This is a genomic window from Cryobacterium sp. RTC2.1, assembly GCF_035018685.1.
Classification (GTDB): Bacteria; Actinomycetota; Actinomycetes; order Actinomycetales; family Microbacteriaceae; genus Cryobacterium; species Cryobacterium glucosi.
This window is the reverse complement of sequence record NZ_JASJXJ010000005.1, coordinates 1-24,404: the sequence shown is the minus strand read 5'-3', so window position 1 is coordinate 24,404 and position 24,404 is coordinate 1. Positions and strand designations below refer to the sequence as shown.

At 64.5% G+C, this 24,404-nt stretch carries 29 protein-coding genes; 27 read left to right on the top strand and 2 right to left on the bottom strand.

Annotated features, from left to right (window positions below):
* Positions 1-3: 3 nt before the first annotated feature.
* The 20 genes from QN357_RS01495 (at position 4) to QN357_RS01400 (ending at position 15,821) form a co-directional block, all read left to right on the top strand.
* A complete protein-coding gene (locus QN357_RS01495; protein ID WP_323504321.1) occupies positions 4-201 on the top strand; it encodes a hypothetical protein in 198 nt (65 codons plus the stop codon).
* On the top strand, positions 198-1,385 hold the full coding sequence (locus QN357_RS01490; protein WP_323504320.1) for a phage portal protein: 1,188 nt from the start codon (positions 198-200) through the stop codon (positions 1,383-1,385). Before QN357_RS01495 ends, QN357_RS01490 begins: the two co-directional genes overlap by 4 nt.
* Positions 1,385-2,065 (top strand): HK97 family phage prohead protease, encoded by a 681-nt coding sequence (locus QN357_RS01485; protein WP_323504319.1) that lies wholly within the window; start codon positions 1,385-1,387, stop codon positions 2,063-2,065. Before QN357_RS01490 ends, QN357_RS01485 begins: the two co-directional genes overlap by 1 nt.
* Entirely contained in the window at positions 2,052-3,257 is a 1,206-nt protein-coding gene (locus QN357_RS01480) for a phage major capsid protein (RefSeq protein WP_323504318.1), read from the top strand. The genes QN357_RS01485 and QN357_RS01480 overlap by 14 nt, the downstream gene beginning before the upstream one ends.
* A 47-nt stretch (positions 3,258-3,304) precedes the next feature.
* Positions 3,305-3,619, top strand: coding sequence for a hypothetical protein (locus tag QN357_RS01475; protein ID WP_323504317.1), 315 nt, complete (start codon positions 3,305-3,307; stop codon positions 3,617-3,619).
* A 138-nt stretch (positions 3,620-3,757) separates the two neighbouring features.
* Positions 3,758-4,240 carry a hypothetical protein gene (locus QN357_RS01470; protein ID WP_323504315.1) on the top strand — a complete coding sequence of 161 codons (483 nt, stop codon included), beginning with the start codon at positions 3,758-3,760 and terminating at the stop codon, positions 4,238-4,240.
* Positions 4,237-4,716, top strand: coding sequence for a hypothetical protein (locus QN357_RS01465; RefSeq protein WP_323504314.1), 480 nt, complete (start codon positions 4,237-4,239; stop codon positions 4,714-4,716). Before QN357_RS01470 ends, QN357_RS01465 begins: the two co-directional genes overlap by 4 nt.
* Positions 4,717-4,728: 12 nt before the next feature.
* Positions 4,729-4,992: a hypothetical protein gene (locus QN357_RS01460; protein ID WP_323504313.1), complete on the top strand. Its 264-nt coding sequence runs from the start codon at positions 4,729-4,731 to the stop codon at positions 4,990-4,992.
* A complete protein-coding gene (locus QN357_RS01455) occupies positions 4,989-6,029 on the top strand; it encodes a phage tail tube protein (RefSeq protein WP_323504312.1) in 1,041 nt (346 codons plus the stop codon). Before QN357_RS01460 ends, QN357_RS01455 begins: the two co-directional genes overlap by 4 nt.
* Positions 6,026-6,601 carry a hypothetical protein gene (locus QN357_RS01450; protein WP_323504311.1) on the top strand — a complete coding sequence of 192 codons (576 nt, stop codon included), beginning with the start codon at positions 6,026-6,028 and terminating at the stop codon, positions 6,599-6,601. Before QN357_RS01455 ends, QN357_RS01450 begins: the two co-directional genes overlap by 4 nt.
* Before the next feature lie 14 nt (positions 6,602-6,615).
* Complete coding sequence (locus tag QN357_RS01445; protein ID WP_323504310.1) at positions 6,616-6,981, top strand: hypothetical protein; 366 nt, start codon at positions 6,616-6,618, stop codon at positions 6,979-6,981.
* A 202-nt stretch (positions 6,982-7,183) separates the two neighbouring features.
* Positions 7,184-9,124, top strand: a complete 1,941-nt coding sequence (locus tag QN357_RS01440; protein ID WP_323504309.1) for a phage tail tape measure protein — start codon at positions 7,184-7,186, stop codon at positions 9,122-9,124.
* Between the two features lie 55 nt (positions 9,125-9,179).
* Entirely contained in the window at positions 9,180-11,321 is a 2,142-nt protein-coding gene (locus QN357_RS01435; RefSeq protein ID WP_323504308.1) for a hypothetical protein, read from the top strand.
* 11 nt (positions 11,322-11,332) lie between these two features.
* Positions 11,333-11,704: a hypothetical protein gene (locus QN357_RS01430; RefSeq protein ID WP_323504307.1), complete on the top strand. Its 372-nt coding sequence runs from the start codon at positions 11,333-11,335 to the stop codon at positions 11,702-11,704.
* Positions 11,697-12,668 carry a GH25 family lysozyme gene (locus QN357_RS01425; protein WP_323504306.1) on the top strand — a complete coding sequence of 324 codons (972 nt, stop codon included), beginning with the start codon at positions 11,697-11,699 and terminating at the stop codon, positions 12,666-12,668. Before QN357_RS01430 ends, QN357_RS01425 begins: the two co-directional genes overlap by 8 nt.
* The gene (locus QN357_RS01420; protein ID WP_323504305.1) at positions 12,665-12,802 is read left to right on the top strand and encodes a hypothetical protein; all 138 of its coding nucleotides are present in this window, start codon (positions 12,665-12,667) and stop codon (positions 12,800-12,802) included. Before QN357_RS01425 ends, QN357_RS01420 begins: the two co-directional genes overlap by 4 nt.
* Positions 12,803-12,848: 46 nt before the next feature.
* Complete coding sequence (locus QN357_RS01415) at positions 12,849-13,106, top strand: hypothetical protein (RefSeq protein ID WP_323504304.1); 258 nt, start codon at positions 12,849-12,851, stop codon at positions 13,104-13,106.
* A gap of 61 nt (positions 13,107-13,167) precedes the next feature.
* Entirely contained in the window at positions 13,168-13,839 is a 672-nt protein-coding gene (locus tag QN357_RS01410) for a hypothetical protein (RefSeq protein WP_323504303.1), read from the top strand.
* Positions 13,840-13,842: 3 nt separating this feature from the next.
* On the top strand, positions 13,843-14,553 hold the full coding sequence (locus QN357_RS01405) for a hypothetical protein (RefSeq protein WP_323504302.1): 711 nt from the start codon (positions 13,843-13,845) through the stop codon (positions 14,551-14,553).
* 5 nt (positions 14,554-14,558) lie between these two features.
* Positions 14,559-15,821 (top strand): SGNH/GDSL hydrolase family protein, encoded by a 1,263-nt coding sequence (locus tag QN357_RS01400; protein ID WP_323504301.1) that lies wholly within the window; start codon positions 14,559-14,561, stop codon positions 15,819-15,821.
* Here QN357_RS01400 and QN357_RS01395 read toward each other — a convergent pair.
* Both QN357_RS01395 and QN357_RS01390 read right to left on the bottom strand, forming a co-directional pair.
* Entirely contained in the window at positions 15,818-17,173 is a 1,356-nt protein-coding gene (locus tag QN357_RS01395; RefSeq protein ID WP_323504300.1) for an O-antigen ligase family protein, read from the bottom strand. The two genes, QN357_RS01400 and QN357_RS01395, sit on opposite strands and share 4 nt — an antisense overlap.
* A gap of 59 nt (positions 17,174-17,232) precedes the next feature.
* On the bottom strand, positions 17,233-17,553 hold the full coding sequence (locus QN357_RS01390) for a hypothetical protein (RefSeq protein WP_323504299.1): 321 nt from the start codon (positions 17,551-17,553) through the stop codon (positions 17,233-17,235).
* Positions 17,554-17,808: 255 nt separating this feature from the next.
* Here QN357_RS01390 and QN357_RS01385 point away from each other — a divergent pair, with 255 nt between their 5' ends.
* The 7 genes from QN357_RS01385 to QN357_RS01355 all read left to right on the top strand — a co-directional run bounded on the left by QN357_RS01385 (position 17,809) and on the right by QN357_RS01355 (position 23,947).
* On the top strand, positions 17,809-18,057 hold the full coding sequence (locus tag QN357_RS01385; RefSeq protein ID WP_323504298.1) for a hypothetical protein: 249 nt from the start codon (positions 17,809-17,811) through the stop codon (positions 18,055-18,057).
* 93 nt (positions 18,058-18,150) lie between these two features.
* Positions 18,151-19,188, top strand: a complete 1,038-nt coding sequence (gene holA / locus QN357_RS01380) for a DNA polymerase III subunit delta (RefSeq protein WP_323504297.1) — start codon at positions 18,151-18,153, stop codon at positions 19,186-19,188.
* Between the two features lie 82 nt (positions 19,189-19,270).
* Positions 19,271-19,759, top strand: a complete 489-nt coding sequence (locus QN357_RS01375) for a toxin-antitoxin system HicB family antitoxin (RefSeq protein WP_323504296.1) — start codon at positions 19,271-19,273, stop codon at positions 19,757-19,759.
* A 91-nt stretch (positions 19,760-19,850) separates the two neighbouring features.
* The gene (locus QN357_RS01370; protein ID WP_134446065.1) at positions 19,851-20,696 is read left to right on the top strand and encodes a DUF4097 family beta strand repeat-containing protein; all 846 of its coding nucleotides are present in this window, start codon (positions 19,851-19,853) and stop codon (positions 20,694-20,696) included.
* A 52-nt stretch (positions 20,697-20,748) separates the two neighbouring features.
* Positions 20,749-21,711: an ATP-binding cassette domain-containing protein gene (locus tag QN357_RS01365; protein WP_134446064.1), complete on the top strand. Its 963-nt coding sequence runs from the start codon at positions 20,749-20,751 to the stop codon at positions 21,709-21,711.
* Positions 21,708-22,544 carry an ABC transporter permease gene (locus tag QN357_RS01360; RefSeq protein WP_134446063.1) on the top strand — a complete coding sequence of 279 codons (837 nt, stop codon included), beginning with the start codon at positions 21,708-21,710 and terminating at the stop codon, positions 22,542-22,544. Before QN357_RS01365 ends, QN357_RS01360 begins: the two co-directional genes overlap by 4 nt.
* Before the next feature lie 812 nt (positions 22,545-23,356).
* Positions 23,357-23,947 (top strand): hypothetical protein, encoded by a 591-nt coding sequence (locus QN357_RS01355; RefSeq protein WP_322140793.1) that lies wholly within the window; start codon positions 23,357-23,359, stop codon positions 23,945-23,947.
* Positions 23,948-24,404: the final 457 nt, after the last annotated feature.

The window sequence follows — 24,404 nt, the reverse complement described above, 5'->3', positions numbered from 1 at the left end:
CGCATGTTGCAGAAAATCAGGAAAGCGCTCGGGTCGGTGACAGTGAAACCGCCCAAGTTGGCCCTGTCGATGGTGACGACGGTCCTCGACATCGTGGGCGCCGCGCTGGTCGTGACGGGCGTCGCGCTGATCTGTATCCCGGCCGGGTTCATCCTGGCGGGCCTCGTGCTCGTGGCAATGAGCTGGCGGGCGAACCGGTGAGCGTGTTCTTCGGCAAGGGTGAGGGGCGCTCGGTCGGGTGGAGCGACGTGTTCGGTACGTCGAGTCACGGTTCGTTCTCGCTCGGCGGCTTGCACGACCAGGCGTTGCGCGTCATCCCCGTGTATGCGGCCGTGTCCCTGATCGCCGATCAGTTCGCAATGCTCCCATTCGCGACGTATCGGGGCGGCTTGCAGGCATCGCAACAGATCGCGACGCCGCAGTTCCTCGTCAAGCCCGATCCGCGTATCTCGGTGTTCGACTGGAAATATCAGCTCGCAGTATCGCTCAAGCTGCGCGGGAACGCCTACGGGTACCTCACCGGCTCATCGATCCGGCCGAGCGGCGTGCTCTGGATTCACCCTGACCACATCACCGTCAACGAAACCTCGGGCACGCCGATTTACAACTTCTACGGCGCGCAAGAAACGAACTGGCAGCACGGCGGGCGCATCATCCACCTGCGCGAGTTCGTGCAGGCGGGCAGCGTCAAGGGACTCTCACCGATCGCGATGTTCCGGGCGACGTTCGAAACGTCGGCCTACGCGATGAAGTACGGCAACGAGTGGTTCAAGAATTCTGCGATCCCCTCGGGCATCCTGCGGAACGAAAAGACGCAGCTCAAACCGGGCGCAGCGGCCGAGGCCAAAGCGCTGTTCATGGCGTCGACGCAGCACAAAGAGCCCGTCGTGCTCGATACGAACTGGACGTGGCAACAGGTCAGCATCGCGCCCGAAGAGGCGCAGTTCCTGCAAACCATCAAGGCGACGGCGACGCAAATCGCGGCGATCTTCCGGGTATCTCCCGAGGACATCGGCGGCGAGTCGGGCAACTCGCGCACCTACGGAAACCGCGAGAGCGACCAACAGGTGTTCAACATTCGGACGCTGCTCCCGCTCGTGACTCGGGTGGAAGAGGCGCTGAACGAGATTCTGCCCAATCCGCAGTTCATCAAGTTCGACCTCGAAGTGCTGAGCCGGCCGAACATGCTCGAACGCGCTCGGGCGAACACCGAGAAGTTGAAAAACGGCACGCGAACGCTTGCCGAGGCGCGCAAGGGCGAAGACGCGGCACCTCTCACCGAGGCCGAGGTCGAGTTCTGGCACAAGTACTACCTCACGACCTACGGCGAACGCGCCGCTGCCACCGAGTCGACCACAACATCAATCGCGAAAACGGAGGGCTAATGCCACCCAACTACGAACGGCGCTCATTCGAGCGCCCTGTCGAACTCAGAGCCGCATCCGACGGCACGAGCGGCCCCGGCATCCTCAAGGGATACGGGGTCGTTTTCAATTCCCCGAGCCGCGACCTCGGCGGGTTCATCGAGGAATTCGACCCGGCCGCGTTCGCGTGTGTCGGCGACGGTGACGCGCAGACGATCGACATCGGCATGAATGGCCGGGTCATCGCTCGCGACAACCACGACAACAACGGTCTGCTCGGCACGACCACGGCGGGCACTCTGCGGCTGTTCGTCGACGACATCGGCGTGCGGTACGAAATCGACCTGCCCGACACGTCGCGCGGTCGTGACGTTGCCGTGCTCGCCGAGCGCGGCGACTACGCGTTCTCGTCGTTCGCGTTCCGCACGCTGCCGGACGGTGACACCTGGCGCGAGAACGACGCCGGGCAGCTCGTCCGCGTCGTGACCGGCGCGACCCTGATCGACGTTGCACCCGTGGCTGATCCGGCCTACTGGGGCTCGTCGACAGAACTCAGCCGGTCATTCGACCTTGAGGCCGTTCGGGCCTCCCTCAATCTTGCCGACACCGAGACGGCGCCCCCCCGGCGGCGGGCGGGCGTTTCGAGCAGGGCAAAAGAAATGCAGTCCACTATCGAAAGGAGCCGCTATGACGGCCGTTAAGGAAAACATCAAGCGCATTCTCGAAGAGCGCGCGTTCCTCTGGGAGAACCAGGGCAAGGCGCTCGCCGACATCGCGAACCTGCGGGAGTTCACCGCCGAGGAACGCGTCAAGTTCGAAGCCGTCGAGGCCGACTTCGGCGCGTTCGGGCAGCGCATCAAGGCGCTCGAACTGTCCCTCGACCAGGAACGACAGATCAACGAGTTCGCGGCCCTGTTCCAGAACGACAACACGGTGCGAACCGCCGTCGAGACCGAGCTGCGCTCGGTTCTCTCGCTGCGCGAGAAGTCCGAGGTCGACTTCTCGTTCACCGGCAAGGAGATGACTCGAGCGCTGGCGACGGGCACGGCCGGCGCAGGTGGCAACCTGATCCCGGCAACGTTCTGGGACATGCTGATCCAGCCGCTGCGGAACTTTGTGTCGGTGCTCAACGCCGGTGCGACGCAGATCACGACCGCCTCGGGTGAGAACATCACGATTCCGCGCGTGTCCTCGTACGGCGCTGCTGCGGCGCAGGTCGAGGCAACGCAGCTCACCGGTTCCGACCCGGCGTTCGATCAGACGACCCTCAAGGCGTTCAAGTTCGGCGACTTCCGCGACGTGTCCCGCGAGCTGATCGACGACTCGGCCATCGACATCGAGGGCCTGATCACGAAGCTGATCGGTCAGAACATCGGCCTGCTGCTCGGTCAGAAGCTTTCGACCGGTACGGGCATCAACCAGACGGCCGGCATCGTGACCGCCTCCACGGTCGGCGTGACGGGCGCGACCGGTGTCAGCGGCGCCGCGACGTTCGACAACATCATCGATCTGTTCTACTCGATCGGTGCCCCGTACCGCGGGAATGGTTCGTGGATCATCGCTGACCAGGCGCTCGGCGGCATCCGCAAGCTCAAGGACTCCACCGGCCGCTACCTGTGGGAGCCCTCGGTAGTGTTCGGCGCTCCCGACCTGATCCTCGGTCGCCCCGTGTTCGGTGACCCGAACATGGCCGCTCCGGCGATCGGTGCCAAGCCGATCCTGTTCGGCGACATCAGCGCCTACTGGGTGCGGTTCGTGAACTCGCTCCGCATCGAGCGCAGCGACCAGGCGCTGTTCGGTACCGATCAGGTCGCGTTCCGCGGCGTGCTGCGCGCCGATGGTCTCCTCACGGACCCGTCGGCCGTGAAGACCTTCCAGGGCGGTGCGAGCTAGTGGCGGCTCCCTCCGCTACGGCGCCCGTTGACGTGGCGCCGGACGCCGTGCCCGTCGACGTGGTACTCGACCCCGTGCCTGTCGACGTGGCGCCTGAGGTTGCGCCCGTCGACCCGGCAGCGGTCGAGGTCCCGGTCGCCGACGTGGCGCCGGTCACGGCCGAGCACGCGGCCGAGCAGACGGCGGCGGCAGTCGCTGCCGAGAGCGAAGCGGCGCAGGCCGTCGCGGCGTATGTCGTGGCGGTCGCGATCGGCGGGTCGCGCAACGGTGTGGCCTGGCCGGGGCTGGGCGAGCTGATCGAGCTGCCCGCGCACGAGGCCGCGGCCTACTTGCAGTTCGGCTACATCAAAAAGCCCGAGTAGTCGTGGCCGCGGTGGAAACCGCGACCATGCCCGCATCCGAGCGAGCCACGCCTAACCCGCGTGGCTCGCTCGCTGTGGCGCCGGTCGCGGAGACACGAAAGGAGGTGCCCGATGGGGTGGCCTATTCGCGCGGCTGACGTGCGCAAGGAACTGGGGTACAAGCCGGATCAGGGGGACACGGACGAGCTTGACCTGTACGCCGGGGGGGCGGTCGAGCGCATAGAGCGCAAGATCGGCAAGGTGTCGGGGCAGGTCATCAAGGTCACGGCGACCGGGCCGACCGACCTCGTACGTCTCCACGCGCGAGCATCCGAGGTGACCCGGCTCACCGTGAACGGTGTGGCGGTCGACCTTGCCGGGTTCGAGTTGTCGACTGGTTCGATTCTGCGAGGCAACTTCCCGCCTGGCGCTCTCGTCGTGTGGGCGGTCGCGCCGCTGAATGATTCCTCGCTTGTCGTGCTCGCCGCTCGTCGCCTGGCGGCGTTGTGGTGGAAACAATCGAAGAACGGGCCTCACGGGCAGGCTGACGTGCAGGACGCGGCAACGGTCATGGGCGTCGGTATCCCTCGGGTCGTGCTCGCCATGATCGACGGTATCGACGACCTGGCGGGTATCGGGTGAGCGGGATCAGCTCGGCGACCGCACAGGCCGAGACAACGCTCGCGCTGCTCGCCGCTTTCAAGACCGCACTCGCCGATGAAACCGACCTCGACATCACGCTCGGATTCGTTTACCCCCCGGTCGGTCACGCGTGGGTGTCTGTCGGCGACACGGTGTCGGACATCGACCCGAAGAACATTGGGCCGGCTCGTCAGCTCAGCGAAACGCTGACCATTTCCGTCAGCGTCGGCGCGTGGAATCCCGAGCGTGACGAGGAAAAGCGCGAGGCGGTATTTCGTCGCGCGTTCGGCATCCTCGCCACGATTCAGACCCATATCCGGGTCAACGACATCACGCTCGGCGGCACCGTTCTGTGGTGCGTGCCCGGCCATTCGTCGTCGACGGGGGCAACTCCCGAGGACCGCGCGCAGTTTGGCGAGTTCACCGAAATCGCGGCGACGTTCGTCGCACAGCACCGCATCCGAACATTCCAGTAGAGAGGGCATCCGATGCCGAAATACAGAAACGTGTCGCCGCTGGGTGACCTCGATACGCCGATCGTTGGCCGGATCGTCGAGGCGGGCGAGGTCATCGAACTGCCCGCCGAGCGTGCGGTCTTCCTCGTCGGCCAGGACGAAACGTGGGAGCCGGCCGACGACGAGGCCCGAGCGCTCGCGAACCCCGAACCGACCCCACCCGACACGGCGCCGACCGCCGACACCCCCGCTGAGCCCCCGGCCAGCACCGACACGAACGGAGAACCGGTCCAGTGAGCACTCAGGTTGACTACAGCCTCGGGCTCGGCGTCGAGTCGAGCTACGGGACGGCCGTCACGGTCGGCCGGTTCTTCGAATCGGAGGTGAAGTGGAAGTACAAGCCCGTCAAGGTGCAGGGCAAGGGCATGCAGCCGACCAAGGCCGTGAACCGCCTCAAACGCAACACGCTCGCACGCATCGAGGCGAGCGGCGATCAGGAGGTCGAGGTTCTGACCAAGGGATTCGGTGTGCTCTTGCAGGCCGTATTCGGCGGGCTCACCAACACGCTCGTCGCGGCCGGGGCGACCGGTTACCAGCAGGTGCACACCCTGGCGACGACCGACCCGGTTCGTTCGCACACGGTGCAGGGCGTGTTGCCGACTCTCGGCGGCGGCGCGGGCAACCCTCACACCTTCACGGGGTGTGTCGCTGACTCGATCACGTTCGACGTCAAAGAGGGCGGCATCCTCACAGCCAAGATCGCCTGGCTCGCGAAAACGATGTCGACCTCAATCAGCGCGGCGGCAGCGAGCTACCCCGTAGCCGACCTGTTCTCGTACGTCAACGGCGCGATCTATAAGGACGTGACCAGCGTCCCGACCACGACCTCGCTCGCGGTCGGAACGACGGCCCTCGCGAACGTGACGGAATTCTCGCTCACGGTGAAGAACAACCTCGACAAAGCCGGGTACAACCTCGGCGGCGGCGGCGTGCGCGTTCGCGAGAACCTGCTCGGCGTGCGTTCGATCACAGGCAAGATGAAGATCGAGTACAGCGACAATCTGCTGCGCGACGCGTACATTGCGCAGACCCCGCTCGGGCTCGTGCTCACGTTCACGCAGGTTGCCTCGGGCGCGCTCGGGTACGACCTCACGCCCGATCCGATCTATCCGACTGTGCAGATCGTTCTGCCGTCGCTACTGCTCGGCGGGAACATTCCCGAGAGCAACGGCGGTGCGCCGATCGTCATCGACATCGATTTCGAGGCGTTCGACAACGGCACGGCTGCACAGCCGATCTGGGTCGTCTACCGCACCGCAGACACCGCACCGTGACCGACAGCGTAAGCGCCCGGATTGAACCGACGAGCTTACGCGAGGTCTTGGCCGCGACGCGGGAGTTCTCGCCGAAGCTCGCAACTGAGCTACGGCGGGGACTCCGCGGCGTGGGCGACGAGATTATCACCGCCCAAAAGGCAATCCTCGACGGGCCGCTGCCGACTGGCGTCGCGAAGGTAGGCCAGCACGTCACGGTCGGGTGGAGCAAGAAGAACCAAGCGGCGACGCTCATTCGGCGCAACATCTACGCGAACCAGGGCGAGACGAGGAACCGGCGTTCAACCGGTATGCGCGAGGCGATCAAAAGGGGCCTGAAAACGAAGGTCATCGCCGGTAAGACGCGGCAGGGCATTGCGATCACGACGACAAAGAGCGCCGAAAGTCGCAAGTGGCCGATGTCACGCACCTGGAATACCCCGATCTTTCGGCACCGGATTTACGGCCGGAACGAATGGACCTACCAAAAGGGTCAACCGTACTTTTTCGATCCCGTGCAGGCGGGCAAAGAGCACGCCCGTCAGGCCGCGCTCGAAGCGATCACCCGATCGATTGAACAGATCACGAGATAGCAGGAGACAACGAATTGGCAAAAATACTCGTCAACGGCCGCGAACTTGTCGTGAAGCCGATCCACAAAGCGCGTAACCGCGACCTCATCGAGCTCCAGGTGCAGTCGGGCCTCAAGCTCTCGGAAATCATGGAGCGCGCGAAGGCATCCGACCTGTTCGCGACCGTGATGTGTTCGTTCCTCGCGCAGCACAACGCGGGATTTCAGGTGAAGTGGAACGACCTGATCGACGGTACGTCCGAAGACCTGGGCGAGTTCGTGACCGAGCCCGGCGACGATCCGGCGAAGGCCGAGGCCGAGGCAGAGGCAAACCCTACCCAACCGGATTCAGCAACGCTCGCACCGGTCGACGAGCCAAACCCGAGCCCGACGCCCGAGTAACGGCGCTCAACACGCGCGAACCGTGGCTAGAGGGCCAGATTGACGCCCGGTTCAGCATCATCGCCCATGCCAATTTCTGGCCGGGTATGACTTACGACGCGGTGCTCGACCTGCCCTTTCATATCTGGCTTGGAATCGCGATCTCGTGCGACGCGCAGGTTGAGCACAACGAACGATCGCACAAGGAATCAGAGAGGTAAGCATGTCAACAACCGCGAAAGACTTGGTTGTCCAGATCCTCGGTGATAGTTCCGGCGCCGACAAGATGTTCGCCGCATTCGAGAAGAACGCCGGGAAGATCGCGGTGGGGGTCGCTGCGGCGTTCGCCGGCGCGAAGATCGGTTCGCTCGTGTCCGACAACATGGACATTTCAGCCGGGCAGGCGAAGATGACCGCGCAGCTCGGCCTCACTTCGGCCGACTCGGCCCGCCTGGGCAAGCTCAGCGGGCAGGTGTACAGCGATAACTTCGGTTCCTCGATGGAAGATGTCAACTCGACTTTGAAATCGGTCGGACAGAACATCGGCGACCTGCGCACGACCTCGGACGCTGAACTGACCAAAATGGCCGAGAAGTCGAGCACACTCGCGTCGACGTTCGACCTAGACATGAACGGCGTGACGGGCGCTGTCGGCACGATGCTGAAAACCGGCATCGCGAAGAACGCCGACGAGGCATTCGACATCCTCACGAAGGGGCTACAGAACGGCGCGAACAAGGCCGGCGACTTCCTAGACACGATGACCGAATACCCGGTGCAGTTCCAAGCCCTCGGGCTGTCGGCATCGGACGCGACGGGGCTCATGTCGCAGGCTCTCGCGGGCGGTGCGCGCAGCTCTGACCTCGCCGCCGACGCGTTGAAAGAGTTCTCGATTCGAGCGATTGACGGCTCAACACTCAGCGCGCAGTCCTACCAGGCGCTCGGCTTGAGCGCTACCGACATGACCAAGCGCATGTCGCTCGGCGGGCAGTCGGCGAAGGACGGGCTACAGCTCGTGCTCGAAAAGCTGCGCGAAACCGAGGACCCCGTGAAGCGGAACGCGATCGCGGTCGGACTATTCGGCACGCAGGCCGAGGACCTCAAGGGCGCTCTCGGCAAGATGGACGTGTCGACGGCCGTCGCGGGACTCGGGCAGGTCGCCGGGGCCACGCAAGCCATGATGGACGGCATGGGCGCTGAGCCCCAGTCGAAAATCGAGAGCATGAAACGCGGGTTCGACACCTGGCAGCAAAGCCTAATCAGCACGAAAGGGCCGGTCGGTGACGTTGCAGCCGGGCTCATGGCTTTTGGGCCGGGTGCCATGCAGGTAATCGCGGCGATCGGGCCGATGATCGCATTCGCGGGGGCGAAGGTCATGGCGACCGGTGCCACGGCGGCAGCGGCGACCGTGACCGAGGCCGACACCGCGGCGACCCTGGCGAACAACGTCGCGTGGTACGCGAACCCTGTTGCATGGATCGTGATCGGGATCGTTGCCGCGATCGCCCTGCTCGTCGGCGCCGCGATCCTGATCGTTCAGAACTGGGGGCCGATTTCCGAATGGTTCGGGAACCTCTGGCACAGCATCTGGGACGGCGTGACGTGGTTTTTCGGTGTCCTGACAGAGGGATTCCTGAACTTCACCCCGCTCGGACTAATCATCAAGAATTGGGGCGCGGTCACCGATTGGTGGAACGGGTGGTGGGGTGGAATCCTCGGCACAGCGAGCAACAACATCAATTGGGTCGGCGGCAAGATCGACGAGTTTGTCGGCTTCTTTACCTCAATTCCCAATCGGGTCGGTGCGGCGTGGACCGGGCTGAGCAACCTAGTGCACGGCGTCATGCGCAACGTGGCCGTGTATGCGGCGAACACATGGAACAGCACGCTCGGGGCGATCAACGTCGACTTGCCGTGGTTTCTCGGCGGGGCGCACATCGCGTTCCCGAAGCTGCAAATCCCGGCCCTTGCCGCGGGCGGTGTCGTCTCGTCGCCGACGATTGCCCTGATCGGTGAAGCCGGTCCCGAGGCAGTCGTACCGCTGAGCCAGTACAACGGCGGCGGCTCTGGTGGCGATTACTACGTCGATGTGCCCGTCGAGGTTCATCTCGACGGCGGAGTGCTCGTCCGCACGGTCGAGCGCGTGCTTTTGAAACGGAGGTAGGCCCATGCAAACAGGTCCTGCCGGGTTCGACGCTGCTCTCGCAGCGCGTGACCCTTTGACCGCTTCAACACTCGTCGGCGGCGGCTTGACGTACGACGCGACGGACGAGACGGGGTTCGGGTCATCAGTCAAGGTGACTCGAATCCTGTCGGGAGAACTTCCGGCGTCGGCGACGAATATCGTCGGCGGGCTCTCTGCCACCGTTGAGCTCCGGGGCGACAATCGAATCGCAGGCGCGCCGAATCCGCTCGTGGGGGCTGACCGGCTCGCCTGGCTCAATACGCCGATCACCGTCGAGGTTGGATACGACGGGCTCACCGTCCCTGTGTTCACTGGTCGTGTTTCGCAGCTCGGCGCGCATGAGGCGTCGCATTCGGCCGAGATTGACGGCCGCGACTCGGCGGGCCGGTTGACGGCGGCCGTCAAGCTGCCGCCGTACGGGTCGTACGCGAACAGAACGACGCTCGGTGTGCCCTCGGTGCATCGCACGAACACGCAGGCCGTCATCACGAACATTCTGCACAGCAACGGTATTCGGATGACGCCGCCGCCCCGTGCCTCGTGCGTGCTCTCCATCCCGGGTGTTGGCGGTTGGCTCGCTGACATCGGCTGGACCGTACCGCAGGGGGCGCCCACGCCCGACGTGTGGCTCGAAACGGGCCGGTTCGGCATGGCGCCCATTGACACGGCCGAAACGCTCAAAGGGCTGCTGAGCAAGCCATGTAATTTCGCCAACCTGAACACCTCTCAAGTCGAATTCTGGTTCCGGCATACGGGCGCCGATTCCCCGGCATTTATCGCATTGCAGATGGTCGACGGCTCCCTGATCTGGTGCACGATCGCGTCGAACACCGCGCAGGTCTGGGTGCGAAAGGGGTTCGGGGGGAGCTTGAACGTGCTCACGTCGAGCACACTGTCGACGGGCTGGCATCACATCTGTTTTGAGTTCGATTTCGGAATCAACACGAAACTGTGGATCGACGGCACACTCAACGCGTCCAGCACGACACCGTGGGGATCGACCTACACGCCGAACCCCGGCCCCATCAATCAACTCTTGGTCGACGCCGGTCGCGTGCAGGGCATCAACTTCTACAACGTAGCGGGCACGCTGGCGGCACCGACGAGCGCCGTTATGGCGTTCGTTGCTCAGGCCGACCTGAGCATCGGCGCGCTTGACCTAAGCGCGACGCCGAACGTTGACGGTCGCGACGCATGGTCTGTGTTGCAGGAAATCGCGCAGGCGGAACTCGGCATGGTCGGTTTCAGCGAGTCGGGGCGGTTCTTTTTCAAGAGCCGTGCCGACCTCGCCGCGGCGACAACCCCTGTCGCAACGTGGGGCCTCGATTTGGTCGAGGAACTAGCCACGACAGCGAGCATCGACGGCATTCTGTCGAGGGCCACGGCGACGGTGAAACGACCAATCGGCGTGTTTTCCGGCGTCGGTGCGGACTCGCCGTCGACGATCGCGATTCCGAGCGTGCTCGCCGATCAGGTGTACACGGTGCCGCCTGGCACGTCGTCGGTGCTGCTCACGGGTTCGGTCCCGTATCTGCCAACGACGCACCGCGTTTCGGTCGTCACCGCGCCTAGTGGCGCGTGGGGGTCGGCGGTCGGCATGGCATTGTGCACGGATGCGTACGGCAGTACCCGGTACACGGGGCCGGATGTCTCAGCGACGATTGCCCCGGCCAGTCAGACGGCGTGGCGCGTCACGTTTCAGAACAACTCAGGCGGCACCGTTTACACGGCCTGGCCGAATGACTGGACGGCGAGCGGCGGGTACGTGACCGTGCCATTCGATCGAGCGGCAGGCGCTCCCGCGCTGTGGGTGAACGGTTACTCGTTCCCTGCCGGGGCATTGGGCGATGTGCTCGTAGACCGCTCGAACTCGGCCTCGATCGCAGCGTGGGGCGAGCGGGTGCTACCGCTGGGCGACAGCGTGTGGCGGCAGAACCCGACTCAGGTCGAGGCATTCGCCGACGCGATCCTCGCAGCGACCTCATATCCGCGTGCTCAGGTCGACGACGTGACCGTGCCGGCCGATCCTCGGTGGCAGCTCGGCGACCCGGTGACGTTGCACGATGCGCGTGGCCGGCTACCCGACATCGTGGCGCGGATCACCTCAATAGAACTGACGATTTCGCTCGAAGTTGAGGGCGGCATGGTCGGTAAATACGGGCTCAGACAGGTCTAGGGGGCGACGAATTGCCAGACATTTACACGTTAGTCACGCAGCTCGTCCCCGTCGCCGGTTGGGTCGGCGCCACGACGACAGCGGTTGTCGCTATCTGGAAGGGCTGGCCGACGTTCCGCAAGGTCGTGCGCATCCTCGGGCGGTTCGTCACCTTGACGGAAACGCTCGCGACGCTGCCCGACGACCTCGCATTCATCAAGCACGAGCTGGACGCGAACTCGGGCAAATCAGTGAAGGACATCGCGACGCGCACCGAGAAAGCGGTCGCGGTACTGACCGAGGACATGGCGCACGTCAAACGACAGAATGCGTCGCTGAAAACGTCGCTCTCACGAACGAATCGAACACTCACAGAACATATGAAGGGCACACAAGATGAGTAATGGAATTGACGCGGCGACGAGTCAGCGGGGGCTGAGTTTCGGCCTCGCTCGATCGCAGGGATACGAGTCTTGTTACGTCAAGCTCGGCGGTGACAACGTGGGCCGCTACATCGCGCCGTACTACCTCGCCGAACTCCGGTCGGTTCGCGCGGCGGGGATGCGCGCCGGGCACTACTGGGTGCCGAACGCTGGCCGGGATGCCGTCGACGCGGCGAACTATTTCGTCGACAACATCGCCGGATGGACAGCCAGCGATTTCGCCGTGCTCGACAACGAATCTCTCGACGGCGCGCGCCGGTACGACGATGCCGCGGTTGCCGCGTGGGTTCGCCAGGTGCAGGCACGCCTCGGGGTCAGCGGGCGGCAGGTCAAGGCCTATCTGGGCCTCGCCGACGCACGTTCGAACGATTGGTCGCAGACGCTCGCGACCGGCTGCTCGTTCATCATTGCCGCGTATTCGTACTCGCCATTCGCGTTCGACTTGCTCGGCCGCATTCCGATGGATCGCGTCGACGGACACCAGACGGGCGGCGCCGTGATCGGCGGCGTCGCAACCGATGTCAACGCCTGGCGCGACAACGCGTTCGACTACTCCGCGGCCCCGGCCGCAGTCGCAGCGCCGGCCGCTGTCGTCGCGAACGTGGCGCCGTCGTCGTCCGGCGCCGGGTGGGCGTTCAACCTTCCGAGCCAGGACGTGCAGCGCCGGATTCAGCAGGCGCTCGCGAACCGTGGCCGGTACCACGGCCTGATCGACGGCGTGTGGGGGCCGTTGACGATCGCGGCTATGCAGTTGACGCTGCGCAATGTCGGGTACACGGGCGACCTTGACGGCATCCCCGGCCCGATGACCTGCCATTACGTGCAGGTCTACGCCGAGAAGTTCGGCAGCTACACGGGCGGCGTCGACAGCGACCTCGGCCCGTTCTCGTGGGCCGGGTTCGCGCTGGGCCTCGAACGCCCGTGAGTCGCCTGGCGATCGCCATCATCTGCGGCGTGTATCTCGTCGTGTGCGTGCTCGTGGCGATCGCCTTGCCGATCATCGCAGCGCTCGTGCACATGGGCGCGCTGTTCCTCGAAATCGCCGCCCACGCATACTGACTCGGCCTATTCGGGCCGGGCATTCGCACATCTGAAAGGACATATCTTGTCGAATTTCTTCATCGCGATCATTCGATCGCTCATTCCGATCATCGTCGGGTGGATCGTTGGTCTGCTCGTGTCGGTGAACGTGCACCTCGACCCGAGTATCGCTGAGGGGGCGATCGCCTCGGCGAGTGCGCTGTCGGCGTCCCTGTATTACCTCGGGGTCGTGTGGCTCGAACGCAAGTACTCGTGGTTCGGGTGGCTGCTCGGCGTTGCGCGGAATCCTGTCTACGCGGCCGCACCTCGGCACAGCGCCTAACTACCTTTTCCGCCGCCCCGGTCACGCTGGCCGGGGCGGCTCTCACAGTAGGAGCTGAACCTTGACAGACATCATCTTTCGTTTCTCGAACCCGTCGCCGACTGGCGTCGACGTGCCCGCAAGCGGGTTCGTCGAGTGCTCTCTCGTCGTCGTCGAACAGAGCGTGACGGGTACCCGCACGCTCGAGCGTTTTTCGGTGGAGCTCGTCGACGGGCTGGCCGCTGCGCCGCTGTCGCCGACAGCACTCGGCCAGGCGTGGCACATCATTGTGCAGGGCGTAGCAGGCGTGCACGAGTTCTTCAAGGCCGTGCCCGTAGACGCCGATCCAATTCGGTATGACGCACTCGTTGACGTTGATCCAGGGACATTGACCATCACGCCGACCACGCAGGCAGCATGGGATGCAACCCTGACCGATGTCGCGGCAAGCGCGAGCGCTGCCGGTTCGGCAGCGGCCTCGGCTGCTACCGCGGCCGGCACGGCCGGCACTGCGGCCGGTGCGGCCAGCACGGCGGCGGTTGCGGCGACGACTGCGGCCGGCGCAGCCAGCTCGGCAGCAACAACGGCAGCGAGTCGTGCGGCAGCCGCCGAGACGGCGCGTGCCGCAGCGGTTACCGCCGCTGCCTCAGTACCAAGCCGGACTGAACTCGCCGCCACCTATGCACCAAAGACCGGGGCAGGATCGCCCATAGCTGTATCGGTCGCAATGTCGATCGCCCTCAGGAGGAACTAACCAATGACCGCTACTGACCTTATTCTCGTTTCGAGTCTCACGCCGACGAACCTCGCGGCCGTCGCCCTCCCTTGCGTGCTCGCGGCGTCACCATCCGTTCAGGGATTTCCGATCACGGCAACGTCAGGGGGGACGCTTGCGGCAGGGACCTACGGCTACCGGGTATCCGCGCTCATCGGCACTTCGGAGACTCTTGCCGCCGCCACTATCACTGCCACAACGACCAGCACGACAGGCATGGTCACCCTCTATTGGCTGCCAGTGCCCGGTGCGACGAGTTACAAGGTATACGGGCGCACCAGTGGTAGTGAACTGCTCATGGCGACCGTTGCCGCCCCGGCGACCTCGTGGGTAGATACTGGCTCTGTCACCCCCGCTGGCGCTCTCCCGACGTCATCAGCTTTCGTCGAGGCCACCGCAGCACCCGGCCTCTGGACGCCGCCCACCGGCAAGACCGCGCAGTTGAGCGGGCTCGTCGTGTCTAACCCGACGAACAACGCAGGAAACGTCTTCCTGTCGGTCGTGCACGCAGGCAGCACGGGAGGTGCCGCGAACCGTGTGCTCGGTGGCAACCTGTCGCGCCCGGATGCGTTCGCAGGCGTCCCTGACATCGATATTGTGCGCTCACACGTTCTCGCCCCGGGCGACTTCATCACTGGATACGCGACCGTCCCCGGTCTCATTCTCACTCTGGACGGGGTGCTGTCCTCGTGAGCGGCATGACAAATGCGGCAGTCCTGCGGCACGTTCACCGCTCGCGCACCGTACCGAACGGTCTGGCACTCTTCGGCGACTCGATCACCTTCAACGGTGGCCGCCACGCAGTCAACCCGACGACTTATAAGGACATCGGATTCTGGACGTGGGCGCAGTTCCTGATCGGTCATGCCTTCACGTTCCTCGGGAATTTCGGCGTGAGTGGCGAGAAGACGACACCCATGCTGAACCGCCTCAACGACATTGTGAACGTCCGGCCCGGCTGGGTACACGTCCTCATGGGCACGAATGACGTGAACAACGGCATCGACATCTCGGTCACGATCGCCAATATCGACTACCTGCTCGGCTATTTCGAAAGCGCCGGTCTCCGCGTCCTCCTCGGAACGATCCCCCCACAGAACAGCCTGACGGCGACCGGTGCTATGCAGCACCGCCGCCTGAACGCGTGGATACGGATGCAGGGCCATACCCGGCGGAACGTCGTAATCGTCGACTACTTCGCGTCGCTCGTCAACCCGATCAACGGCAACTACGCCGGCTCCGGATTCCTCGTGCAGACTAACGACGGCATCCACCCCGCCGCGATCGGCGCCTACGTCATGGGGAAGACCCTCGTTGCCGCCGTGCGCGCGGCCGGGATTAGCGCACCGGCCGAAATCTTCTCCGACGAGGCGGACACCACCAATGCACTGCTCTACGGGCAGTTCTCGGGGGCAGGCGTGGGTGCAGCCCCTACTGGATGGACTGGCTCCGCCCCTACCAATAGCGGAACGGTGGCCTACTCCAAGGCGTCTCGAAGTGACATTGCTACCCAGTCTCCTGCGGCGCGCACCTGGCAACAGCTCATGCTGGCCCCGTCATCGCCTGGCGTTGCCACGTCAATGACCCTCACCAACTCGAACACCCGGGGCGGATCTTGGGCGGTAGGTGACACCATCGCAGCCTCCGTTGCGGCGAAGGCGACCGCGCTCGATCAGGCGCCGGCGACCCTGACTCAGGCTGGCCTGTCGTTCTCGGTCCAATGCCTGAGTAGCGGGTTCGCCGTGCTCGCCCGGGCTGACGACCTCTATTGGGTGCCCGGAGTCGCCGGGTATGGGAACCACACCCTCGACGATCGACAGGGCGTCTTCATGACGCCGCCCGTCGTCATCCCGGCCGGAACGGTCTATGTGCAGGTGCAGATAACGATCGGTGGTGGCGGGACCTACTGCTTCGACCAGGCAGGCATCCAGAACCTGAGTCGTTATGGACTCGTGGCCTAGTTGACTGTCGTACTGAGTTCGCCAGATGCCCGGTGATCCTCGTCCCCGGTATGCCCGCTCAAAGCCGGAATGGTGTTCTTTGAGCGGGCATACCGGTCAGCCGGAATCGCAAGTACCACCGCGAGGGGCACCCATGCCGCCCAAGAGGTATAGCCGAACGTGAAGAATGTCGTCGGGACTTCCAGCCACCCAAGACAGATAAAGACGATTGGCCACATAGCGAGCGTGAGGGAAGTGGTCGTTGGTTTTATATTTCCGAAACGCCAAGACTTCACCAAGATAGATATGTAGACGAGGGCAAGGGCGGCGGCGCCAACAATTCCGGCCACCGTCAGGGTGTTTACCCACATGTTATGGCCATGGAACGCGAGGCCGGCGATCGCGGACCTGGTCTCCGAAATGCTGATGTAGATGTCTGATCCCCACCCCAGAAAAGGTCTGGATTTCCAGAGTGCCAGGCTCTCTTCCCAGATAATCCCTCGGGCTGAGAAGGACTTGGCGTTTGAGGTCGCAACGAGGAAAACACCCACGGGGATGACGGCCACGTAGACGAGTAGTTGAGGTAGACCAAGGAGGAGCCTGCTTCCGTCGCCCAGGCGGCGGATTGCTACCCAGAGTCCCGCAGCGGCAAGACCGACCGCGACAGCCAGGATGGATGTTCTGGATGCCGTCCAGACTAGAGCGAAGGCGATGACGACCAAGCTGAGTCGTCGCCAGCCGGTGCGTTTGATCAAGAATGCAAAAGGAAAGCCAAGGGCGAGAACCGTTCCAAGAGTATTCGGGTGATAAAACGGCCCGTTGAGCAGAGTGCTCCCAATGATCGCTTTCGAGTCCGGCACAAGCGCCTGACTCGTGAAGGCCTGCGACGTCGTTAGGGTCATCAAGATACTCAGAACTGACACCCAGGCGGTCAGTACGCCCACGACCCTGAGGATACGAATCTTGTCGGCATGGTCGAGTACGGCTAGACCAATGGCGAGATAGATGAGGCTCGTAATCGTGAAGGATCGCGTTGCTGCGAAGGACGCGATTGCCAGCGCCAGCCAGGGGGCAAGATAAACGAGCAGCCATGCGCCGGACCTTGTTCGCCTGATGACGCTTCCCAAGACCGCGATCGCCGACAGCCCATAGACCACGTACAGGAGAAGGTCCTTCGACAACGTCGAAAGAGGAGTGGTCACGCTAGCCGAGCCCAGCGTGTCCCCAGGGCGTATCCCAAGCTGCAATTGGAGAAATCCGGGGATGACCGCCCATGCGAAAGCAGCAATAGTCAGCGCGATTACTGGATCAAACCTGCCAAAACGGGCGCGTGACTTGGCCCTCAAGCTAGGGGCATCGAGAGTGACCGACATGCGCCCATGCTATAGGAATGCATCCAATACTCACTTAACTGTTGCCTCAGCCATCGCGGCTACGACTTAGTGCGCCTGGCCCGACCCTGAGCACTCTGGTGCCACGATATGTAGAAGCCCAGACCGAGCGCTACTAGGGCTCCGAACATCATCATTTGACCGCCGAGGTCAGCCCACATCTGTGAACTCATTCCTGCAATGAGAGAACCGTTATCCTGGGGCACGGGAGTAGCGGTGCTCTGGGCCAACGCCTGCCCTCCGAGAAACGAAATGATCATCCCGCTCAGGAGAGCGCCGCCGCTAAGCAACATGAAGAACAGCTCGATGGGTCTGCGCTTCATGCTTCGGATACCAGATCCAAGGGACTCAAAGGACTTCATAGCTTGAGGCTACTGGACTTGCGTCTATTACCGCAGAGAACGGGATGCCCCATAACGACCCAGATAGTAGGAAGAACACCCCACTCGACCTTCAGGTCGGGCGGGGTTCTCTTGTCATTAATGGCCGGCGCTGACGCGTCGCATCTGACGGCGAGCACGACGTGTCGCGGGTCATAAAGACGCTACGCGTCGATGTCGTCGACGCGCGACGCGTCGTGTCGACAAGGTGAGCGGAAACGGTGCCTTTTGCGGTGCATGGCGAAGGTCGCCCACCACGGCAGCCGGGACCAGAGCCCACAGTTCTACGCCGAGTTGCACGCAACCGTAGGACTCATCTCCGTCGGTGCCGACAACGGCTACGGGCACCCGACGGCCTCCCTGCTCGACATGCTCCGCTCGGTCGGCACCCTCGCCGTGCGCACCGACCGGCAGGGGCTCTCGGTCGTTGCACCGGCCGCCGCCGGGGGAGGAGCCCTCACGGTCTGGACGGAGAAGGGCGGCTGAAACCGGTGTCGTGTCGAGGCTCAGTGTCCCCGGTGCCGGTTAGGCTGGAAACCCTGAGCCCGCCCGTGAGCAGGCCCAGGGGAGAGGACTCGCGTGGCCGTCCGCAGCGCAGCACCCGCCAAGACCGCCCGCACCGGCAAGGCCGTCGCGATCCCGCAACTCGCCTGGCACGAGGTCCGTCCCGCCCCGATCGTGCTCGTCTCCGGCACAGAGACCTTCCTCGCCGAACGGGCCATCCGGCAGCTGCGGGACTTCCTCAAGCTCGAGGACCCGAGCCTCGAGATCAGCGACGTGCTCGCCGACAGCTACGCGCCAGGTGAGCTGCTCACGATGGCGAGCCCGTCGCTCTTCGGCGAACCACGCCTGATCCGGGTTGCGAACGTCGAGAAGTGCAGCGACACCTTCCTCGCCGAAGCCCTCGACTACCTGGAGAACCCCGCGGACGACACCTATGTCGTGCTCCGCCACGCCGGTGGCGTGCGCGGAAAAAAACTCCTCGACACCATCCGGTCCGGTCTCGGCGGCGGCATCGAGATCGTCTGCGCGGAACTCAAGAAGGACACCGACCGGCACGACTTCGCCGCGGCCGAATTCCGCACGGCAGGCAAACGGGTGAGCGGCAGTGCCCTGCGCGCCCTCGTGGCTGCGTTCTCCGGAGACCTCGCCGAACTCTCCGCGGCGTGCCAGCAGCTCATCGCCGACTCCACGGCCGAGATCACCGAAACCACGGTCGACCGGTACTACGGCGGCCGTGTCGAGGCGAATGCGTTCAAGGTCGCCGACGCCGCGATCGCGGGCAAGTACGGCGACGCCCTTGTCATCCTGCGTCACGCGCTCACCTCCGGTGCAGACCCGGTCCCCGTCGTCGCGGCGTTCGCCATGAAGATCCGCACGATGGCCAAGGTCTACGGCGCCCGTGGCGGATCGGGCCAGCTCGCCGGCCAGCTCGGCCTGGCGCCCTGGCAGGTCGAACGCGCCCAGCGCGACCTGCGCGGCTGGACCGACGAGGGACTCGGACGCTGCATCGTCGCCCTCGCTGAAGCGGATGCCGCGGTCAAGGGCGCCGAACGGGATCCCGTTTTCGCCCTCGAACGCCTCATCGGCGTCATCGCCCGCCGGGGCGAGGACTGACTTCCCGCCCCGTCACGACCCAGCTGACCGCGTGACACCATAATCGCTTGACATGACACCACGATGGTGTCACCATGGTGACATGGAACTCGGACAGTACGTCACCGACCTGCAACTCCAGCTGGCGGAGACCGCGGCGAACGGCGCGGAGGACACCCGCGCCGCCGCCGAACGGCTCGCCGCCGGGCTGGATGCCGCGGCCAGGCTTGTGCTCCTCGACGTCCTGTCGGCGGCGGTCGGGGAGATCACCCGTGAGCTCGCGCCCGGTTCGGTCGACCTGCGACTCCGTGGCCGCGAGATCGAGTTCGTGGTGACCCAGCCGAACCCGGAGTCGGACGCCGACGAGCGGCCGGCCACACCCGTCGACCTCGACGATGCGAGCACCTCGCGCACGACGCTGCGCCTGCCCGATGCCCTCAAAGCGCGGGTGGATGAGGCGGCCGCGGCCGACGGGCTGTCCGTCAACACCTGGCTCGTCCGGGCGATCGCTGCGGAAGTCCAGCCCAGGCAACGACGCTCCGCCCAGCGCACGCTCCGCACCGGCGACAACTTCGCAGGCTGGGCGCGCTGACCGGCCCCGCCCCGGCATCCACCGGCCCGCATGTCGGGGCCGGACACCCGTTCCAAGAACTGCTCCAGCCCACAGAAAGGGAGGCGCCAGCATGCCCAGCTACCCAACACCCACCCCGATCGACCTCGCCATCAACCTGCCGGTCGGCATGATCGACGTCTTCGCCGGCGACCGCACGGAGACCGTCGTAACGGTGTCGGCGACCAACCCGGCAAAGGCCGTCGACCGCCGCGGCGCGGAGGAGACGACGGTCGACTTCGACGGCCGGCGACTGACCGTGACCGGTCCGAAGCCCCGCTTCAGCGTCATCGGCCCGACGGAGTCCGTCGACGTGACGGTCGAGCTCCCCGCGGGGTCGCGGCTGACCGCAGAGATCAGTGTCGGCGGCGTGCGGACCGTCGGGCGCCTGGGCAACACCCGCATCAAGTCCTCAACCGGACCCGTCGACCTCGACGCCACCGGCGACCTGTGGCTGCGCGCGGCGCACGGCAACGCGACCGTTGCGACCGTCGGGGGTGGAATCGAGGTCACGGCCGACCACGGCCAGATCCGGGTCGGCACCATTGCCGGTGACGCGATCCTCAAGGCGTCCCACGGCAGCATCATGGTCGGGGAGGCCTGTGGCGATCTCGACGCGAAACTCTCCTACGGCGACCTCGACGTGACACAGGCGCTCGCCTCCGTCACGGCGAAGACCGCATATGGCAGCATCCACGTGCACGAGGTCTCGAGCGGTTCCATCCAGGTCGAGAGCGGCTACGGCCAGGTCACCATCGGCGTCCGGTCCGGCGTGCCCGCCTGGCTCGACCTCTCCTCGAAAGACGGGAGGGTGCGCAACGAACTGGCGGGCGACCGCGCTCCCGACGCTTCGGAGCCGACCGTCTCGGTCCGTGCCCGCACCCAGCACAGCGACATCAGCATCCGGCGCGCCCGATGACCGTGCCGTCCGAGATCCCCACCACCAGAAGACATCACGAGAAGGGAAGACCATGACCAGCTCAGCGATCGACGTCCACGGACTGTGCAAGTCCTACGGCGGACGGGTCGTACTCGACGACGTCGACCTCTCCGTTGCCGCGGGCACCGTCACAGCGTTGCTCGGCCCGAACGGCGCAGGGAAGACGACAACCGTGCACATCCTGTCCACGCTCGTGCGACCGGACGGCGGCACGGCTTTCGTGAACGGATGCGACGTCCTGCGCGACCACGACGGCGTGCGCGCCGCGATCGGCGTCACCGGCCAGTTCTCGGCGGTCGACGGCCTGCTCACCGGCGAGGAGAACCTCCAGCTGATGGCCAGGCTGCGTCACCTCGGCGCGAAACGATCGAAGGCCAGGGTGACCGAACTGCTCGAGCAGTTCGACCTCGTCGAGGCGGCCCGCAAGCCGCTCGCGACCTATTCCGGCGGGATGCGCCGCCGTCTCGACCTCGCGATGACGCTCGTCCAGGCCCCGAGCGTGATCTTCCTCGACGAGCCCACCTCCGGGCTGGACCCGAGGAGTCGCCACACCGTCTGGGACATCGTGCGCGACCTCGTCGCGCAGGGGACGACGGTGCTGCTCACCACCCAGCAACTGGCGGAAGCGGACGAACTCGCGGACCGCATTGCGGTGCTCGACGGCGGCCGGATCGTCGCGGAGGGAACGCCGGACGAGCTCAAGCGCCTCGTGCCAGGCGGGCACATCCGGCTGCGTCTCCCGGATAGCGCGGCGCTCGACGCTGCCTCGCGCCTGTTCGGTGAGTCCGCTCGCGATGAGGCGGGACTCGCGCTCACGGTGCCGGGCGACGGTACGGTCGGCGCGCTGCGCGGCATCCTGGATCGCCTCGATGCCGCCGGCGTCGAGGTCGACGACCTCAGCATCCACACCCCGGATCTCGACGACGTGTTCTTCGCCCTCACCGGCACGAAGGATCGGCCGGGCCGGGTCGACACGAAGGGAACCGAATCATGACCACCCTCACGGCCCGGCGTCAGGCAACACCACGCGGCCGCCGGCCATCGCATACCGTCGCCGACGCGATCACCATGCTGCGTCGCAACCTGCTGCACATGGTTCGGTATCCCGGCCTGTCGATGTTCACCATCCTCGGGCCCGTGGTGATTCTGCTGCTCCTCGTCTTCGTGTTCGGCGGCACGCTCGGGGCAGGACTGCCCGGCGTCGATCCCGCGAGCGGCCGCGACGCCTACCTCGCATACGTCATGCCGGGCATCCTCGTGATCACCATTGCAGGGACCGCGAGCGGCGCCTCGATCACCGTCGCGATGGACATGACCGAGGGCATCACGGCACGGTTCCGCACAATGTCGATCTCGCGCGCTGCAGTCCTCGCCGGGCACGTCGTCGGCAACACGATCCAGGCGATCATCGCCGTCGCCCTCGTGCTCGGAGTCGGCCTCCTCGTCGGATTCCGGCCGACGGCGGGAGTCGCAGAGTGGTTCGCCGTCGCCGGACTCACCGTGCTCGTCTCGTTCGCGGTCAGCTGGCTCGGAGTCGCCATGGGCATGCAGTCGAAAACCGTCGAGACCGCCAGTAACCTGCCGATGATCCTGACGATCCTTCCGCTCCTGGGCAGCGGCTTCGTGCCGACGGGCTCGATGCCGGAATGGATGCAGTCGTTTGCGCAGTACCAGCCGTTTACGTCGTTCATCGAGACCGTCCGCGGTCTCCTGCTCGGCACCCCGCTCGGCTGGAACCCGATGCTCGCGATCGGATGGTGCGCCCTGCTCTCGGTCGCCGGCTACGTCTGGTCGATGGCCCTCTACGAGCGCACCTCGGTGCGCTGACAGACCCGGGTCCCGCCCCGCGAAGGGGTCGGGACGACAAAAAAGCCCCCCGCCTGAGGCCACCTCGGCAAGAGGTGCTGATGTGGGGATACAAATAAAGCCGGCTCTGAATCTCAATTTCAGGGCCGGCCTGTTTGCGTTCAGGATGGAGGATACAGGTGCGTCAACGCTCGAAATACAAAATGCTGCCACTGGGCTGATCGGCATGCCGGTTCAAAGTGGTTGCCAACTGGCGCACGAACGTTTACACCCGTCACGATCAAGCGTTGTTAAGTAACGTGCGGCTCAGGGACGCGATCCTCGCTTCCCCGCCGGTGTCTTTCGTGTCGCGGAACGGAGAGGGAGTCCTCGTCTTCTCATGCGGACGCAGCCTCGGCGACGTGTGTGCGTGGGGCGACGAGGTTTCGGGTGACTATCCAGCGGATCTCTGACGGGTCGTAACATCAGGTATGAAGGCGAACTGGGGGCGCTCGCCTGAACGACTCTAAAGCGGTCCTCTGAATGCACGCTTCGTCTTCTCAGTAGCCGCGCATGTACGCAATGACTCGATCCATCTATCAAGGGATCCGACCATGACGAATGAGACACCGATGGAAAGGATACGGCAGCAGTCCTAGGAATCAGCGCTCGCTGCTAGACAGCAGGCATCGCTGATCACTATCTTCACCGACTAGTAGCCAAGGCAGCAGATGACTAGACATAATGACGAGAGTCAGGGTTGGATCGACCGGATTGGACCGGAAGCGACGAGAGCACGGCGCCGGGCCATTCCTATTGCATACGTGGTTCCTGCTGCAGGAATACTTGTAATTGTGATCGGCTTTTTAGTCGCCCGGCTGCTCAAAGCTCCTCCGGAATACGCTGCGTGGTCGCTAGTCGTTGGCGCAGCGATCTTCTTTCCCGTCATACTGGGATCGATGTTCTTTGGTGCAGTATTGATGCGCCGCGCTGGATCGCTGGCAGCGCAATACATTCGTTTGGCCGATCATTCCACGTTGAGTGCAGTCCCGAATATGTACCTTCGCAGGTTGGATCGATTTGACGATTTCATGGTCATTGTCGGCACCCCATCAGAGGGCAATTTCACCCCGAATCCGTCACCGATGGCCTACCTGACCGCCGAACGCGAGCACGATCGCGTGGCGCGTAAAAATGGCTCCTCACCGGGCAGCCAGACCCCAAGAGCTGCAAAACGCAACAACTGGGCACTCGTCGGTGGCAGCCTTATTCTCACCGGTATACTCAGCGCGTTGATTGCGGCAGGTATAACTTTGGTCTCGACATATGAACGTGCGCCAGAGACCTATCTCGTGACAGGCCTGGTGATCGCCTGCATCGTTTGCTTCGCAGTAGGAACACCGATGATCTATCGCAATCCCGCAAAATCATCCCCGAAGGATTGACCTTGGAGGGTTGACATGTGGTCGCGCGAGGATCGGCGCATTGCATTGCGGGGCGCGAACGGACTCACCGGCGGCGACGACTGCGCTTCCGCGAAAGCAAAGAATGGCTGATACTTCGCGAGGGCACAGGGAGAAGTCTTCGCCTGCAAGGGATAGCAAATACCGAAGCACGGAATATCCGCCGGACGTCGGTCAAGCCGGGAAAGTACGACGCTCGAAGGCCGTTCTCAGCATTCTGGCCACATGTCCCCGTCAATGCCACGCCGCGTCGACGAGCGGTGTGGTCCGGTCACGCTCGTTAGGCAGCGTTTCCCACCGGTATCTCATCCGCAGGGCCTTCTTAATGAATTTCGTGGAACGTCCAAGTTCTCGAGCGATCTCTCTAGGAGCGTGAGTCAGTAACGCCTATTCGGCTTTGATGCCAATGAATGCCTCCGATGTCGTCGGGTTGGGTTGG